Raw genomic sequence first — 16,858 nt, forward strand, 5'->3', positions numbered from 1 at the left:
AGTAGGTCGTTGCCTTTCTTTTAAACCTCAATCTTTATAGATTGAGGTTTTTTTTTACGCGAAATTTAACTAGTTTAGTTATGATGAATTATAAACACACCTACTTAGTTACCTTTTTTATTGGAGAAATAAAAAACTAAGTTCTCTCTCAACTGTTATTTAAATTTCTTTACAAAAACTGAGATAAATAAGCATAAGTAGAAAGCTGAATTTAAAGCAATAATTACATCTAAATTGATATCTGTTGGAAAAAAAACAATTAGAATTTTAATTAGTATGCGGAATAATAAACTTCTGAATTTGTACAAGCTTAGAAACCAAAGAAAAGCGGTTTAAATTATAAATCAAAAAAAATTGGCAAAAATCTAATACCGTACATAATTCATTAAGGTAAAATAGTATTCGAAAATTCCTCCCACTTTTATTCTTTTAAGTTAAGGTAAATTACTGCGTTCTTTTGCGTACTCAAGAACTTAACGCAACAAATCTAAATTAATAGATTTGTTATTATGGTACGTAAAAAAAATAACCGACTCACTCTTAAAGAAAGGATTCAAATTGAAACGCTTTTAAAAGAAAATAAGTCTAAATCTTACATCGCTAAAACTCTAAATAGATCTCGTTCTACTATCACTAGAGAAGTTAATAAATGGGTACAAACTGAGAAAGATAAATACTCTACAGAATTAGCTAATTGGAATGCTAAAGACGACTATTTAAACAAAAGAAATACTGATAAAATATCTATTCATAAAAAACTTAGAGTTTAAGTTTTTAAAGGACTTTTATCACAATGGACGCCTGAACAGATTGCAGGAAAAATTAAAACTAGATTTTCCTAATGGCCCAATTATGTCAATATCACATGAATCTATTTATAGATACATTTATACGCAATCTCAAGATCGTTTAAATAAAAAACTAATCAATCTACTTGTACGTAAAAAAACACGAAGGAGACCTACTAAAAAGAAAAGAGGAATAGGTAGTAAAATCATCAACCAAGTCAGTATTGATAATAGACCTAAGCATATTGAATTAAGACAAGAAATTGGATATTGGGAAGGAGATTTAATGATTGGTAAAAAATCAAAAATGAGCTATTGGAACAATCGTTGAACGTAAATCTAGTTATACTTTAATTGTAAAATTAAAAGCTAGAAACTCTAGAGAAGTAGCTAAAATTTTTTCTAAAATTCTTAATAAATTAAACCCTATATTAAAAAAAATGATGACTTACGATAATGGTGTAGTAATGGCAAGGCACGAAAATATAACTCAAAAAATAGGTGTGAAAATCTACTTTGCTCACCCCTATTCTTCCTGGGAAATAGGTACCATCGAAAATACAAATGGACTCATTAGAAGGTACCTGCCAAAAGGAACAGACTTTAATCTAATTAACAAAAAGCAACTCATGATTATTCAAGAAAAATTAAACAATAGACCTCCAAAAATTATTGGATATAAAACGCCTAAAGAAATTATAGATTCTGAACTAAAATTTGTAGCTTAGACTCGATAAATAAACTGCAACGTTTTTTGCGTTAGAACCTTGAATGCAGCTTTTCCTTAACAAAATCATGAGCAAAGCTGTTATTAATAAAGGCAATTACTATCTATATACTTCTTATTTTTGTATTTTATTTTTATCAAAAAACATAATAATATAGCTTTTGATTAAAGTTTGAGTGTCTAGAGCGATAAATTCAAGGCTTTCGACGAGAAATAAATAATAGGAAGTTACCTTTATATATTTTATTTATTATTATAATATATATATATATATATATAAAGTATTGACTTATAGTTTTTTAGGTTTTGTTTTTCTTTTTTATTTTGGAAGATTAAAATATTTTTGAATAAAAAAAGCAAGAAAAGTTAGGATATTAACTTTTTATAATTGAATATTTGCAGACACGAAGTTCAATAACTTATTGACAATGTTATCAAGAAAGGTGGAGGGATTAGACCCTATGAAACCTTAGCAACCCTTTGTTTAAGACAAAGAAGGTGCTAAATTCTACTTAATTTTAAATTCATTTATTTAAAGTTGGATAGATAACTCAAAAAGTAATTATTCATCTATAATTGCTATCATTCTTCATAACATTTTTCTAGTAGGCTCGTCAAAATTTTGACGCATTTGACTTTTGTTTTAATTTTTATTATCTCAAAAAAACAAGAAAAATGAGTACACAAAAATTCGCAACTAACGCGTTGCACGCAGGTCATGATGTAAAACAAACGGCAGGAACAAGAGCAGTTCCTATTTACCAAACAACATCATATGTTTTTAATGATTCAGATCAGGCAGCAGATCTTTTTTCATTAAAAGAATTAGGATTTATTTACACAAGATTAAACAATCCTACAAATCAAATCTTACAAGATCGTTTAGCTTCTTTAGAAGGTGGGACTGGAGCGGTAGTATTTGCATCCGGTACAGCAGCAATTTCAACAGGATTATTAACATTGTTAAAAGCAGGTGATCATATTGTAGCATCAAGTAGTTTATATGGTGGTACTTACAATTTATTAAGTGTTACTTTACCAAGATTGGGTATTACAACAACTTTTGTTGATGCTTCAAACCCACATAATTTTGCTTCAGCTGTGCAAGATAATACAAGAGCTTTTTTCGTAGAATCATTAGGTAACCCGAAGTTAGATGTGTTAGATTTAAAAGCAATTTCGGCACATGCAAAAAAAGCTGAAGTTCCTTTTATAGTTGATAATACAGTAGCTACACCAGCATTGTTAAACCCGATTGAATATGGTGCAAATATTGTAATTCACTCACTAACTAAATACATTGGAGGTCAAGGAAACTCTTTAGGTGGCGCTATTATTGATGCAGGAACTTTTAATTGGGCAAATGGGAAATTTCCTGAGTTTACAGAGCCGTCATTAGGATATCACGGATTGGTATATCACGATGATTTAGGCGCAGCTTCTTATACCTTTAAATTAATTTTAGAAGGACTAAGAGATTTTGGAGGCGCTTTAAGTCCTACAAATGCGTTTAATATTATTCAAGGATTAGAAACCTTAGATATCCGAATAAAAAAACATAGTGAGAACGCATTAGATTTGGCTAAATGGCTAGAGCAACAAAGAGAAGTAGCTTGGGTAAATTATCCTGGTTTAAAGAGTAGCTCATATAACAAATTAGCAAAAAAATATTTGCCAAAAGGACAAAGTGGTATTGTTACATTTGGTGTAAAAGGTGGTTATGAAGCAGCCAAAAAAATAGCAGACAATACCAAAATTTTTTCATTATTAGCAAATATTGGAGATACCAAATCTCTAATTATTCATCCAGCAAGTACAACCCATCAACAATTAAGTACAGAAGCGCAAGTAAGTGCAGGAGTAACGAATGATTTGATTCGTTTATCTGTAGGGTTAGAAAGTGTAGAGGATTTAATAAATGATTTAAAAGAATCTTTTTCAAAAATTTAAAACATAGAGAAATCGAATGTTTTGATTCTTGCTTTGAAGGGGAAATATGGTTATGTAAATCATTCGATTTTATATCAAAAAACAAATAATGTTGACAGAGAATTTAGCACATATAAATATTATTGATTTTATTACCGAGAGTGACATTTTACTAAATAAAATACCATTAAGTTATCAGGTTTTTGGTAAAGAATTAGGAACTGCACCTGTGGTATTAATCAATCATGCTTTAACAGGAAATAGCAATGTAGCAGGTTTTAAAAATGGCTGGTGGAAAGATTTAATAGGCCAAAATAAAGCAGTAAATACCAATAAATATTCAGTTTTATGTTTTAACATTCCAGGAAATGGCCATGATGGTTTTTTAATAGAAAACTATAAAAGTTTTATAGCAAGAGATATTGCTAAGTTATTTTTAATAGGATTAGAAAAGTTAAAAATTAAACAATTATTTGCTTTAATAGGAGGTTCTTTAGGAGGTGGAATAGCATGGGAAATGGCTGTTTTAAACCCAAAAATAACAAAACATTTAATTCCGATAGCAACCGATTGGAAAGCTACCGATTGGTTAATTGGTAATTGTCAAATTCAAGAACAATTTTTATTAAATTCGAGTAATCCTGTACACGATGCTCGTATGCATGCAATGTTATGTTACAGAACTCCTAAATCTTTTAAAGAACGTTTTTATCGTTCTAAAAATGAAAACTCGGAAGTTTTTAATGTAGAAAGTTGGTTGTTATACCATGGTAATAAACTACAAGAACGTTATCAATTAGCTTCCTATAAATTAATGAATCAATTATTAAAAACGATTGATGTTACAAAAGGAAGAAATAATTCAGAAATCTTAGAAACAATTGAAGCAGACATACATATTGTAGGAGTAGATTCAGACTTATTCTTTACTGCTGAAGAAAATAGAGAAACTCAAAAAGAGCTAGCTTTAGTACATGCCAACGTTACGTATAATGAAATAAATTCGATTCACGGGCATGATGCTTTTTTAATTGAATATGAGCAGTTAGAAAAAATAATTGCGCCAATATTCAATTTAAACTCAAAAAATAACAAAATGAAAATAATAAAATTTGGCGGGAAATCACTGTCGAATAAAGGAATTACAAATGTAATTTCAATTATAGAGCAAAAAGTAAACGAGCAAGAAAATATAGCGGTTGTTGTATCAGCAAGAGGAAATGCTACAGATCAATTAGAAGAAATTTTAGAAAAAGCTGCAAAAAATAAACCTTATCACGATGAACTCGAAACAATGAAATACGAACAATCTCAATTAACACCGTTAGTTGATTTTACTCCTGAATTTTCTCGTTTAGAAAAACTTTTTGAAGGTGTTAGTCTATTAGGGGATTTTAGTCAAAAAATAAAAGATGAAGTTTTAGCACAAGGTGAGTTATTATCAGCCAAAACAGTTTCAGTGCTTTTAAATAAAAAAGGGATAAAAGCCAACGTAACAGATGCTAGAGAACTGTTAATTACGGATGAAAATTTTGGTAATGCACAACCAATTTTAAACATATCTAAAGAAAATGTAATAAAGCATTTTAAAAAGCATAACCGAGATACTATTAATATTATAACAGGTTTTATAGCATCTAGTTTAAAAGGAGAAACCACTACTTTAGGTAGAAATGGAAGCAATTACACAGCAGCATTATTAGCGAATTATTTAGATGCTGAGGAGTTACAAAATTATACGCATGTTGATGGAATTTTTACTGCAAATCCTGATTTGGTTGCAGATGCAAGGAAAATAGAAGAATTATCATTTACTGAAGCAAATGAGTTAGCAAATTTCGGAGCTAATATTTTACATGCAAAAACTATTATACCGCTTTTAGAAAAAAACATCAATCTTCGAATTTTAAACACGTTTAATCAAGATAATTCAGGAACATTAATCACTGCTAAATCAAAATCAAAAGGCATAAAATCATTATCGGTTTTAGACAATGTAGCATTGCTAAATTTTGAAGGACGAGGTTTGTTGGGTAAAGTAGGTGTAGATGCACGTATTTTTAGAGCCTTAAGTAATAACGGTATTAGTGTAAGTATTATTTCTCAAGGTTCATCAGAAAGAGGTATTGGTTTAGTAATTGATAAAGAAAAGGCAACAGCAGCTGTACAAGCTTTAGAACAAGAGTTTGAAAGCGATTTTTATACCAAAGATGTAAATCAAATTTCAATTAAAGATGATGTCGCTGTAATATCAATTATAGGTCAAGATTTAAGTGAGTTTCATCATCCGTATAATGCGTTGATAAAAAATCAAATTGTACCATTATTGTTTAACAATACAGTTTCAGGAAAAAATGTAAGTTTGGTTGTTAAAAAAGAACAATTACACAAAGCGTTAAATGTAATTCATGGGCAAGTTTTTGGAGTTGCAAAAAAAATAAATATAGCCATATTTGGTAAGGGATTAGTTGGAGGAACTTTAATTAATCAAATTATAAAAAACACCAAATCTATATTAGAAAGAAAAAAAATACAGCTAAATATTTTTGCCATAGCAGGTTCTAAAAAAGTATTGTTAAGTAGTGATGGAGCTGTTGAAAATTGGAAAACAATTTTAAAAAATAACGATGAGGAAACTCATATTGTTGATAGCGTAATAGATTTTGCAAAAAAGCACCATTTAGAAAACTTAATAGCTGTTGATAATACTGCAAGTAGTGAATTTATAGAAAACTATATACCATTAATAGAAAACGGTTTCGATTTAGTTTCTTCTAATAAAATAGCAAATACGGTATCTCATGATTTCTATAAAAAACTACGAAAAAAATTAGAAATTAATAACAAATCATATTTGTACGAAACGAATGTTGGTGCAGGTTTACCTTTAATTGATACCATTAAATTATTGCACGATTCTGGCGAAAATATTACACGTATTAGAGGGGTGTTTTCAGGTTCGTTAAGTTATTTATTTAATAAGTTTTCTTCGGATGAAGTTCCGTTTTCAAACGTATTACAAGAAGCAATTGATAGCGGATTTACAGAGCCAGATCCGAGAGAAGATTTATGTGGTAATGATGTAGCAAGAAAATTATTAATTTTAGCTAGAGAGTTAGATTTAGAAAATGAGTTTGAAGATATTTCTATTAAAAATTTAATTCCAAATGAATTTAGAAATATTACTTCTGAAGAATTTTTAGCAAACTTAGATAAATTAAATTTTCATTTTCAAAATGAAAAAGAACTTCAAAAAGAAAATCATGTGTTGCGATATATAGGCGATTTACATGGCGATTTATCAAAAGTAAAAGGAGAATTAGATGTTAAATTAGTGTCGGTACCGGTAGGTTCACCTTTAGGAAGTTTAAAAGGTTCGGATGCTATTTTTGAAATATTTACAGAATCATATGGTGAGCAACCTATTGTAATTCAGGGAGCAGGAGCAGGGGCAGAAGTAACTGCAAGAGGTGTATTTGGTGATATTTTACGATTAGCAAAAATTAATAATTAGACACTAAGCGTCATTTAAATATACTAGATGTTGTTTAATCAATATCTATAAAAAATTAACAAATATGAGCAAGAACTTCGAAACCATAGCAATTAGAACACAAACAGAACGTTCACAATTTTCAGAGCACTCAACACCATTATATTTAACATCTAGTTTTGTTTTTGATGATGCAGAAGATATGAGAGCATCATTTGCAGAAGAAAAAGAGAAAAATTTATATAGTAGATTCTCAAATCCTAATACTACAGAATTTGTTGATAAAATAGTTGCTATGGAAGGTGCTGAAGCTGGTTATGCTTTCGCAACAGGTATGGCAGCAGTGTTTTCTACATTTGGAGCATTGTTAAATGCAGGAGACCATATTGTTTCATGTCGTTCAGTTTTTGGATCTACTCATAGTTTATTTACCAAATATTTACCAAAATGGAATATTGAAACTAGTTATTTTAATATTACTGAAGTAGATACAATTGAGAGTTTAATTAAACCAAATACTAAAATTTTATATGCTGAAACTCCAACAAATCCAGCAGTTGATATTATTGACTTAGAATTATTAGGTGAGATATCAAAAAAGCATGGTTTGTTATTGGTTATAGATAATTGTTTTGCTACTCCGTACCTACAAAATCCTATTAAGTTTGGAGTTGATATAGTTTTGCACTCAGCAACTAAGTTAATTGATGGACAAGGAAGAGTCTTAGGAGGTGTAGCTGTTGGACGTAAAGATTTAATAAAAGAAATTTATTTGTTTTCAAGAAATACTGGTCCTGCAATGTCACCGTTTAATGCTTGGGTTTTATCAAAAAGTTTAGAAACATTAAGTATTCGAGTAGATAGGCATTGTGAAAATGCTTTAAAAGTAGCCAGCTTTTTAGAAGAACATCCGAAGGTAAATTTAGTAAAATACCCTTTTTTAAAATCACATCCTCAATATGAAATAGCAAAAAAGCAAATGAAATTAGGTGGTAACGTTGTTGCTTTTGAAATTAAAGGAGGTATTACTGCGGGAAGAAATTTCTTAAACGCAATTAAAATATGCTCATTGTCTGCAAACTTAGGTGATACAAGAACAATTGTAACGCACCCAGCATCTACAACACACAGTAAATTAAGTGTTGATGATAGGTTAGAAGTAGGAATTACAGATGGCTTAGTAAGAAGCTCTATCGGTTTAGAAAATGTAGTAGATATTATTAATGATTTAAAACAAGCTTTAGAGAATTAACAATTAAATAAAAGTGTATTTTTGTAGTATGCTTTCTAAAAAAACAAAATACGGCTTAAAAGCGCTAGCATTTATTGCTAGGCAAGAAAAAGGAGATAAAGTCCAAATAGCAACGATCTCTAAGAGCGAAAATATTTCTCATAAATTTTTAGAAAGTATATTACTTACCTTACGAAAAGCTGGATTTTTAGGCGCTAAAAAAGGAAAAGGTGGAGGTTACTATATGTTAAAAGAACCATCAGAAATAAAAATGACTGATGTTATTAGAACTCTAGAAGGACCTATAGCAATGTTACCTTGTGTAAGTTTAAATTACTATGAAAAATGTAGTGATTGTCCTGATGAAGATGCCTGTTCTGTTCATAAATTAATGATTCAGGTTAGAGATAATACATTAAAAGTTCTTCGCAGTAATACACTAGCTGATTTAGTTTAATATACAGAATTAATTTTTAAATAAAAAGTATATGTTCTTTGATATGATAAGGGATATTATATATTTGCAAATAATTATCCTACTAACCCTATAGGTTTAATATTATTAAAATAATGCTTGAGCAATTTATAAAAGAAAATAGTGATTATAACATTGATAAACTATCTGAAAAACCGATACGAAGTATAGTTAAGTCATTTAGCTGGCGTATTGTGGGAACTATAGACACTGTTTTAATTTCTTGGATAATTACAGGGAAGTTAACAACTGCTTTTTCAATAGGAGCTGTAGAATTAGGAACAAAAATGGTTTTGTATTTCTTTCACGAGAGAATTTGGAACAAAATAAAATGGGGAAAATAATGAGTTTACAAGATGAGTTTAATGTTGAAGAGTTAAACAAAGGATTAGAAAAATTAAGTCCAAAAGAAATTGTAGAATGGGTTTTTGAATTAAATAAAAAAACAATAGTTACTACTAATTTTAGACCTTATGAAGTTGCTCTTTTGCATTTAGTAACTAAAGATAACCCTTCAATTAAAGTTGTTTGGTGTGATACAGGTTATAATACTCCTCAAACATATAAACATGCAGAAGAATTAATTGATAAACTGAGTTTAAATGTTCATTTATATGTGCCAAAACAAACTGTGGCTCATCGTAATATAACTATGGGACTTCCTTCTGTAGAAGATGAAAACCATGAGAAATTTACAGAACAAGTAAAGTTAGAACCTTTTAAAAGAGCAATGGCTGAACATCAACCAGAAATATGGTTTACTAATTTACGTAAAGGACAAACAGCTTTTAGAGATAGTATTGGTGTAATTTCATTTAGTAAAGAAGGAGTTTTAAAAGTAAGTCCTTTTTATAACTGGTCAGATAAAGATTTAGATGAGTATTTAAGCGATAATAAGCTTCCGAATGAGTTTAAATATTTCGACCCAACAAAAGTAGAGAGTAACAGAGAATGTGGATTACACATTTAAAAGAATTAGAAGATGAGTACAATAATAAAAGTAGGCGCTTTAGAAAGTGAAGCCATTTATATATTTAGAGAAGTAGTCGCTCAGTTTGAAAAACCAGTATTGTTATTTTCAGGAGGAAAAGATAGTATAACATTGGTAAGACTTGCTCAAAAAGCATTTTATCCAGCTAAAATTCCGTTTCCTTTAATGCATATAGATACAGGACATAATTTTCCTGAAACAATTGAATTTAGAGATCGTTTAGCAAAAGAATTAGGTGTTGAATTAATTGTTAGAAACGTTCAAGACAATATTGATAAAGGAAGAGTAAAAGAAGAAACAGGTAAGTACGCTAGCCGAAACATGCTACAAACCGAAACATTATTAGATGCAATTGAAGAGTTTGGTTTTGATGCATGTATTGGTGGCGCTCGTAGAGATGAAGAAAAAGCAAGAGCAAAAGAACGTATTTTTTCTGTTCGTGATGATTTTGGTCAATGGGATGAAAAAAATCAACGTCCTGAATTGTTTGACATGCTAAATGGAAGAATTGATTTAGGGCAAAATGTACGTGTTTTCCCTATTTCAAACTGGACAGAGTTAGATGTTTGGTCATATATTAAAAGTGAAGAAATTGAAATTCCATCAATTTACTTTGCACATAAAAGAGCTACTTTTTTAAGAGATGGATTAATATGGTCAGCAGAAGACGATGTTGTTTATAGAGATGAAAATGAAGAGGTAGAAGAAAGAATGGTGCGTTTTAGAACTGTTGGAGACATGAGTTGTACAGCAGCTGTACTTTCTGATGCTGTTGATATAAATACAGTTGTAGATGAAATTAAAGTATCAACTATATCAGAGCGAGGTGCTCGTATAGATGATAAACGATCAGAAGCAGCAATGGAGAAACGTAAGCAACAAGGGTATTTTTAAAATTCACTAAAGTGAATTTTCCATTTAACTAAAGCATTTTAGTCTTTAGTAATTTAAATATAGGTAAATAGTAAAATATAGCTATGAGCCAAAAGCATAAACAAATGAATGTATTAAAAATAGCAACAGCAGGTAGTGTAGATGATGGTAAAAGTACCTTAATCGGACGTATTTTATATGACACTAACTCATTAACAGATGACAAGCTAGAAGCAATTGAAGAAAAAAGTAAGCAAAGAGGTTTTGATTATTTAGATTTTTCATTAGCAACAGATGGTTTAGTTGCAGAAAGAGAACAAGGTATTACGATTGATGTAGCACATATCTATTTTTCGACCCCAAAAACGAGTTTTATTATTGCTGATACTCCAGGGCATATTGAGTATACACGAAATATGGTTACAGGAGCTTCAAACTCACAAGCATCAATTGTGTTAATTGACGCACGTAATGGAGTAATTGAGCAAACTTACCGTCACTTTTTTATAAATACACTATTAAGAGTTGAAAACGTAGTTATAGCTATTAATAAAATGGATTTGGTTGATTTTTCAGAAGAAAAATTTAATCAAATAAAAAATGAAATTGAATATTTAGCAGGCAAAAGTTCTTATAAAAGTCAAAAATTAACTTTTATACCTATGTCAGCTTTACAAGGAGACAACGTTGTTAAAAAATCAGAAAATACACCTTGGTATAAAGGAGAAACATTATTAGACCATTTAGAAGGTTTAGTTTCTGAAGATTTACAAGAAAAGTCTCAAACACGTTTTCCTATACAAACTGTTATACGACCTAAAACAGATAAATATCATGATTTTAGAGGATATGCAGGTAAAATTTATGGAGGAGATTTAGCTGTAGGAGATTCGGTAACCGTATTACCATCAGCAACAGCATCTAAAATAAAGAGTATTCACTTCTTTGATAAAGAGTATTTAGAAGCTAAAAGAGGAAGTTCGGTAACAATTACTTTAGAAGATAATGTAAATGTAAGTAGAGGTGATATGTTGGTGAAAACAAATGAACAACCAACAGTTGCTAAAGAATTAGATGCAACTATTTGCTGGATGGATAAAGATCCTTTAGAAGCTTCTAATAAGTATTATGTAAAACATGGAGTAAACGATGTGCAAGCAAAAATAATGTCATTATCATCCATTATAAAAACTGATTTTTCAGGAACAGAAGAAAACCCATCACAATTAACATTAAATGAAATTGGAGATGTAACTTTAAAATTAAGTAAACCATTATTTTTTGATTCTTATGATAAAAATAAAGCAAATGGAACTTTTATTTTAATCAACCCAAAAACAAATAATACAGCCGGAGTTGGCTTTATTAAGTAATTCAGAATAGTATGGCAATTATAATAACCGACGAATGCATCAATTGTGGGGCATGCGAACCAGAATGCCCAAATACAGCTATTTATGAAGGGGCTGAAGATTGGAAATATAGTGAAGGAACTTCATTAACAGGAAGTATAAAGTTAAAAGATGGTATTGAAGTAGATGCAGATGAAACACAAGAAGCTGTATCTGACGAATATTATTTTATAGCACCTGATAAATGTACAGAATGTATAGGGTTTCATGAAGAACCACAATGTGCGGCTGTATGCCCAGTAGATTGTTGTCTACCAGATGACAACCATGTAGAAACAGAAGAAGAATTATTGGCAAAACAAAAATTCTTACATAATTAAAAGTAACGCTTACGAGCTTTAAGATATAGAGTAATGCAAAGTTTTAGAACAGAAATAGAAAACCCAATTGTAGAAAAAGATATTCTAGAATTAGAGAGAAAAATCCAACTATTTAAAGAAGGAAAAATAGACGAAGAACGTTTTAGAAGTTTACGTTTGGCAAGAGGAGTTTACGGTCAGCGTCAATTTGGAGTACAAATGATTCGTATAAAATTACCTTACGGTAAAGTTACTAGCGAACAATTACATAGAATTTCAGACGTTTCAGATGAGTATTCTCGTGGAAGATTACATATTACTACTAGACAAGATATTCAAATACATCACGTAAGTTTAGATAGAACGCCAGAATTATGGGCGCAATTAGAAAAAGACGATATTACTTTAAGAGAAGCTTGTGGAAATGCAGTAAGAAATATTACAGCATCAGAAACTGCGGGAATCGATGTAAACGAACCTTTTGATGTTTCGCCGTATGCAGATGCTACGTTTAAATTCTTTTTAAGAAACCCAATTTGTCAAGAAATGGGACGTAAATTTAAAATGTCTTTTTCGGGTACAGATGATGATACAGCAATTAGTTTTATTCATGATTTAGGGTTTATTGCAAAAATAAAAACTGAAAACGGAGTTACTAAAAAAGGATTTAAAGTGTTGTTAGGTGGTGGTTTAGGATCGAAACCAAGACATGCTGATGTTATTTACGACTTTTTAGAAGAAGATGTTTTAATACCAACAATTGAAGGTGTTTTAAGAATTTTTGATCGATTTGGAGAGCGTGCAAAAAGAGCAAAAGCAAGGTTAAAGTTTTTAGTTAAAGAATTAGGTGTTGAAGCTTTTTTGCAATTAGTTTCTGACGAAGTTAATGCTTTAGAGAATAAAACATTTAAGGTAGATACTACCGAGTTTGAACAACCAATTGTTTTTCAAGATATCGAAATTCCTTTAGTAAAAATTGAAGATGAATCAGCGTATAAAAAATGGAAAGAAACCAATGTAATCAAACAAAAAAAAGAAGGTTTATTTGCAATAGGGCTTAAAATTCATTTAGGTGATTTTTACACACCAAAAGCACGTTTGTTAGCAGATTTAGTTAAAAAATATGCAGCAAATGAAATTCGTTTAACCTTACGTCAAAACATTTTAATTCGCCATGTAAAAGAAGCATTATTACCATTTTTTTATGTTGAGCTACAAAAATTAGGTTTTGCAAAATCAGGGTATAATTCTACAGCTGATATTACAGCGTGTCCAGGTACTGATACTTGTAATTTAGGAATTTCTAGCAGCACAGGAATTGCGGTAGAACTAGAAAAGGTATTAGAAGAAGAATATCCGAAGTACTTGAATAATAAAGAAATCGCTATTAAAATTAGTGGTTGTATGAATGCTTGTGGGCAACATAATATGGCACACATTGGTTTTCAAGGAATGTCTATAAAAGTAGGCGCTTTACAAGCACCAGCATTACAAATTTTAATAGGTGGCGGTATTTTAGGTGATGGAAAAGGGCGTTTTTCTGATAAATTAGTTAAAGTACCAAGTAAAAGAGGTCCAGAAGCATTACGTATTTTATTAAATGATGTAGAGGCAAATCAGCAAGAAAATGAAACCTTTTTAGCGTATTATGATAGTCAAGGAAAAACATATTTTTATGATTTGTTAAAAGGATTATCTGATACATCAAACTTAGCGCCAAGTGATTTTATTGATTGGGGACATTCAGAAAATTATGTAAAAGCAATTGGAGTAGGAGAATGTGCAGGAGTAGTAATTGATTTAATAGCAACACTTTTATTTGAAAGTGAAGAAAAAATTACAAATTCAGAAGAAGCATTAAAGGAAGGTTTATTTTCTGATAGTATTTATCATTCATATACATCTTTGGTTAATACAGCAAAAGCATTATTAATTGCAGAAAATGTAAAAACAAATACACAAGCAGGTATTATTACTAGCTTTCAAGAGCATTTTATAGCTACCGATAAAGTTAGTTTAGATACTAGTTTTGAAGATTTTGTATATCAAATAAAGAAAGAAGCACCAACAAAAATATTTGCAGAGAGCTATTTAAACGATGCGAAAGCATTTTATAAAAAGATTGATGCTTATAGAAAAACAGCAGTAAGTAATGTATAATAAGATTCCGAAATTAACCGTTGTTGGCGCTGGTCCAGGAGATGTAGATTTAATTACGCTAAAAGCTATTAAAGTTTTAAAAAATGCTGATGTTGTTTTATATGACGCCTTGGTTAATGAAGAGTTATTAGATTTTATAAACCCGAATGCAGAATTAATTTTTGTAGGAAAACGTAGAGGTTGTTATAAATACCAACAAGAACAAATAAACGAGTTAATTGTTGAAAGGGCAAAAACTCATGGACATGTAGTTCGTTTAAAAGGCGGTGATCCTTTTATTTTTGGAAGAGGAGCAGAAGAAATGGAGTTTGCAGCAGCTTTTAATATAGAAATAGCAATGGTTCCAGGTATTTCATCTTCTTTAGCAGTACCAGCATATCAAAATATACCTGTAACAAAGCGTGGAAGTACAGAAAGTTTTTGGGTAATTACAGGTACAACAAAAGAACATAAACTATCTAACGATGTAGCTTTAGCAGCAAAATCTAAAGCTACGGTAGTTGTGTTAATGGGAATGGGAAAATTAGCTGAAATTGTAGCATTATTTCAAAAAGAAGGTAAAAATGAATTACCAGTAGCTATAATTCAAGACGGAACAACTTCTAGAGAGAAGGTCGGTATTGGAACTGTAGATACTATTTTAGATATTGTAAAAGAAAATGAGCTAAGTAACCCTGCAATTATTGTTTTAGGTGAAGTTGTAAAACATAGAGAAGCTTTAAAAAAGGCAAAAGAAGAATATTCAAGAGAGTTAATAGCTGTATAATGGAACAAAACGAATTATATCCAATTTTTTTAAAAACCCAACAATTAGAAACACTTATTGTAGGAGGTGGTTTTGTTGCTTTAGAGAAATTAACGTTTTTATTAAAGTCAAGTCCGAATTCTAAAGTAACAATGGTTTCTACGTTTTTTAGAGAAGAAACAGAAGCGTTAGCAAATAAGTTTGATATAAAAATGATTAACATTAAATATGATAGCTCTTTTTTAAAAAATAAACACATGGTTATTGCAACAACAGACAATGTTGATGTAAATGTGCAAGTTTATACAGATTGCAAACAAAGGAATATTTTAGTAAATGTAGCTGATAACCCACCATATTGTGATTTTTTTATGGGAGGTATTGTAACAAAAGGAAATGTGAAAATTGCAATTTCTACCAATGGGAAATCACCAACTACGGCAAAAAGATTACGACAATTCTTTGAAGAAATAATTCCAGAAGACATTAACGAATTAGTTCAGAATTTAAATAAATATAGAAAAACAATTAAAGGGAGTTTTGAAAATAAAGTAGTACAGTTAAATCAATTAACAAAAAGTTTAATAAGTTAAAAGATTACAACTTTTATAAAATAAGAAATAAAAGAGTTAAAGTTCGTTCCTATTTCACAGGGATAATACGATTACCAATGATACATACAGATATATTAATTATAGGCGCAGGCCCAACAGGATTATTTACCGTTTTTGAAGCAGGATTGTTAAAATTAAAATGTCATTTAATAGATGCGTTACCACAAGCAGGTGGGCAGTGTTCAGAAATATACCCTAAAAAACCTATTTATGATATTCCAGCATATCCAGAAATTTTAGCAGGAGATTTAACTGATAAATTAATAGAACAAACAAAACAGTTTAAACCTGATTTTACTTTAGGAGAAAGAGCAAATACCATTGAAAAACAAGAAGACGGAACTTTTATTGTAACCACCAATAAAGGAACAAAACATCAAGCACCAGTAGTTGCTATTGCAGGAGGTTTAGGTAGTTTTGAACCACGTAAACCACCGATCCCTAATATTGCTGATTTTGAAGATAAAGGAGTTGAGTATATTATTAGAGATCCAGAATTATATAGAGATAAAAAAGTAGTAATATCAGGAGGAGGAGATTCTGCTTTAGACTGGGCAATCTTTTTATCAGACGTAGCATCTGAAGTAACGTTAATTCACCGTAGAAATGAGTTTAGAGGAGCTTTAGATAGTGTGGATACAGTACAAGAGCTAAAAAACTTAGGAAAGATTAATTTAATAACTCCGGCAGAAGTAAAAGAAATTTTAGGAAATGAACATGTTACTGGTGTTACTGTAGAGAAAAAAGGAGAAGAACCTTTTATTGTTGATACAGATCATTTTATACCATTATTTGGTTTATCACCAAAATTAGGACCTATCTCAAATTGGGGATTGGAGATAGAAAAAAATGCCATCAAGGTTAATAATGCTTTAGACTACCAAACAAATATTCCTGGTATTTATGCTATTGGTGATGTAAATACATATCCAGGAAAATTAAAATTAATTTTATGTGGATTTCATGAGGCAACCTTAATGTGTCAGAGTGCTTATAAACGTATTCATCCAGATAAAAAATATGTAATGAAATATACTACTGTAGGTGGAGTTGAAGGTTTTGACGGAACTAAAAAAGAAGCACCAAAAGCAGTTGTAAAAGCGATTCAATAAAACGATTTA

13 protein-coding genes, 1 pseudogene and 1 riboswitch are annotated in these 16,858 nt (G+C 30.2%); all 14 genes and pseudogenes read left to right on the forward strand.

The window, feature by feature from the left end:
• The first annotated feature begins 509 nt into the window (after nt 1-509).
• The 14 genes and pseudogenes from P2G10_RS12780 (at nt 510) to P2G10_RS08865 (ending at nt 16,849) form a co-directional block, all read left to right on the forward strand.
• Nucleotides 510-1,516 (forward strand): annotated as a pseudogene (locus P2G10_RS12780) (IS30 family transposase).
• 427 nt (nt 1,517-1,943) lie between these two features.
• Nucleotides 1,944-2,068: riboswitch (SAM riboswitch) on the forward strand.
• A gap of 122 nt (nt 2,069-2,190) precedes the next feature.
• A complete protein-coding gene (locus tag P2G10_RS08805; protein ID WP_275316160.1) occupies nt 2,191-3,465 on the forward strand; it encodes an O-acetylhomoserine aminocarboxypropyltransferase/cysteine synthase family protein in 1,275 nt (424 codons plus the stop codon).
• A gap of 88 nt (nt 3,466-3,553) precedes the next feature.
• The gene (gene thrA, locus P2G10_RS08810) at nt 3,554-6,958 is read left to right on the forward strand and encodes a bifunctional aspartate kinase/homoserine dehydrogenase I (protein WP_275316161.1); all 3,405 of its coding nucleotides are present in this window, start codon (nt 3,554-3,556) and stop codon (nt 6,956-6,958) included.
• Nucleotides 6,959-7,022: 64 nt separating this feature from the next.
• Nucleotides 7,023-8,189 carry a trans-sulfuration enzyme family protein gene (locus P2G10_RS08815; protein ID WP_275316162.1) on the forward strand — a complete coding sequence of 389 codons (1,167 nt, stop codon included), beginning with the start codon at nt 7,023-7,025 and terminating at the stop codon, nt 8,187-8,189.
• Between the two features lie 28 nt (nt 8,190-8,217).
• Nucleotides 8,218-8,625 carry an RrF2 family transcriptional regulator gene (locus tag P2G10_RS08820; RefSeq protein WP_218772275.1) on the forward strand — a complete coding sequence of 136 codons (408 nt, stop codon included), beginning with the start codon at nt 8,218-8,220 and terminating at the stop codon, nt 8,623-8,625.
• Between the two features lie 113 nt (nt 8,626-8,738).
• Nucleotides 8,739-8,987 carry a DUF2061 domain-containing protein gene (locus tag P2G10_RS08825; protein ID WP_218772276.1) on the forward strand — a complete coding sequence of 83 codons (249 nt, stop codon included), beginning with the start codon at nt 8,739-8,741 and terminating at the stop codon, nt 8,985-8,987.
• Nucleotides 8,987-9,613 (forward strand): phosphoadenosine phosphosulfate reductase domain-containing protein, encoded by a 627-nt coding sequence (locus P2G10_RS08830; protein ID WP_218772277.1) that lies wholly within the window; start codon nt 8,987-8,989, stop codon nt 9,611-9,613. Before P2G10_RS08825 ends, P2G10_RS08830 begins: the two co-directional genes overlap by 1 nt.
• 12 nt (nt 9,614-9,625) lie before the next feature.
• Nucleotides 9,626-10,528 (forward strand): sulfate adenylyltransferase subunit CysD, encoded by a 903-nt coding sequence (gene cysD, locus P2G10_RS08835; protein ID WP_218772278.1) that lies wholly within the window; start codon nt 9,626-9,628, stop codon nt 10,526-10,528.
• A 104-nt stretch (nt 10,529-10,632) separates the two neighbouring features.
• The gene (locus tag P2G10_RS08840; protein ID WP_218773441.1) at nt 10,633-11,880 is read left to right on the forward strand and encodes a sulfate adenylyltransferase subunit 1; all 1,248 of its coding nucleotides are present in this window, start codon (nt 10,633-10,635) and stop codon (nt 11,878-11,880) included.
• 11 nt (nt 11,881-11,891) lie between these two features.
• Complete coding sequence (locus P2G10_RS08845) at nt 11,892-12,239, forward strand: 4Fe-4S dicluster domain-containing protein (protein ID WP_218772279.1); 348 nt, start codon at nt 11,892-11,894, stop codon at nt 12,237-12,239.
• A 33-nt stretch (nt 12,240-12,272) separates the two neighbouring features.
• Nucleotides 12,273-14,378: a nitrite reductase gene (locus P2G10_RS08850; protein ID WP_275316165.1), complete on the forward strand. Its 2,106-nt coding sequence runs from the start codon at nt 12,273-12,275 to the stop codon at nt 14,376-14,378.
• Entirely contained in the window at nt 14,371-15,144 is a 774-nt protein-coding gene (gene cobA, locus P2G10_RS08855; protein ID WP_275316166.1) for a uroporphyrinogen-III C-methyltransferase, read from the forward strand. Before P2G10_RS08850 ends, cobA begins: the two co-directional genes overlap by 8 nt.
• Nucleotides 15,144-15,716 carry a precorrin-2 dehydrogenase/sirohydrochlorin ferrochelatase family protein gene (locus tag P2G10_RS08860; protein WP_275316168.1) on the forward strand — a complete coding sequence of 191 codons (573 nt, stop codon included), beginning with the start codon at nt 15,144-15,146 and terminating at the stop codon, nt 15,714-15,716. Before cobA ends, P2G10_RS08860 begins: the two co-directional genes overlap by 1 nt.
• Nucleotides 15,717-15,793: 77 nt before the next feature.
• Complete coding sequence (locus P2G10_RS08865) at nt 15,794-16,849, forward strand: NAD(P)/FAD-dependent oxidoreductase (RefSeq protein ID WP_218772283.1); 1,056 nt, start codon at nt 15,794-15,796, stop codon at nt 16,847-16,849.
• Nucleotides 16,850-16,858 lie beyond the last annotated feature (9 nt).

Source organism: Tenacibaculum bernardetii (genome assembly GCF_029125915.1).
GTDB classification, from domain to species: Bacteria; Bacteroidota; Bacteroidia; order Flavobacteriales; family Flavobacteriaceae; genus Polaribacter; species Polaribacter bernardetii.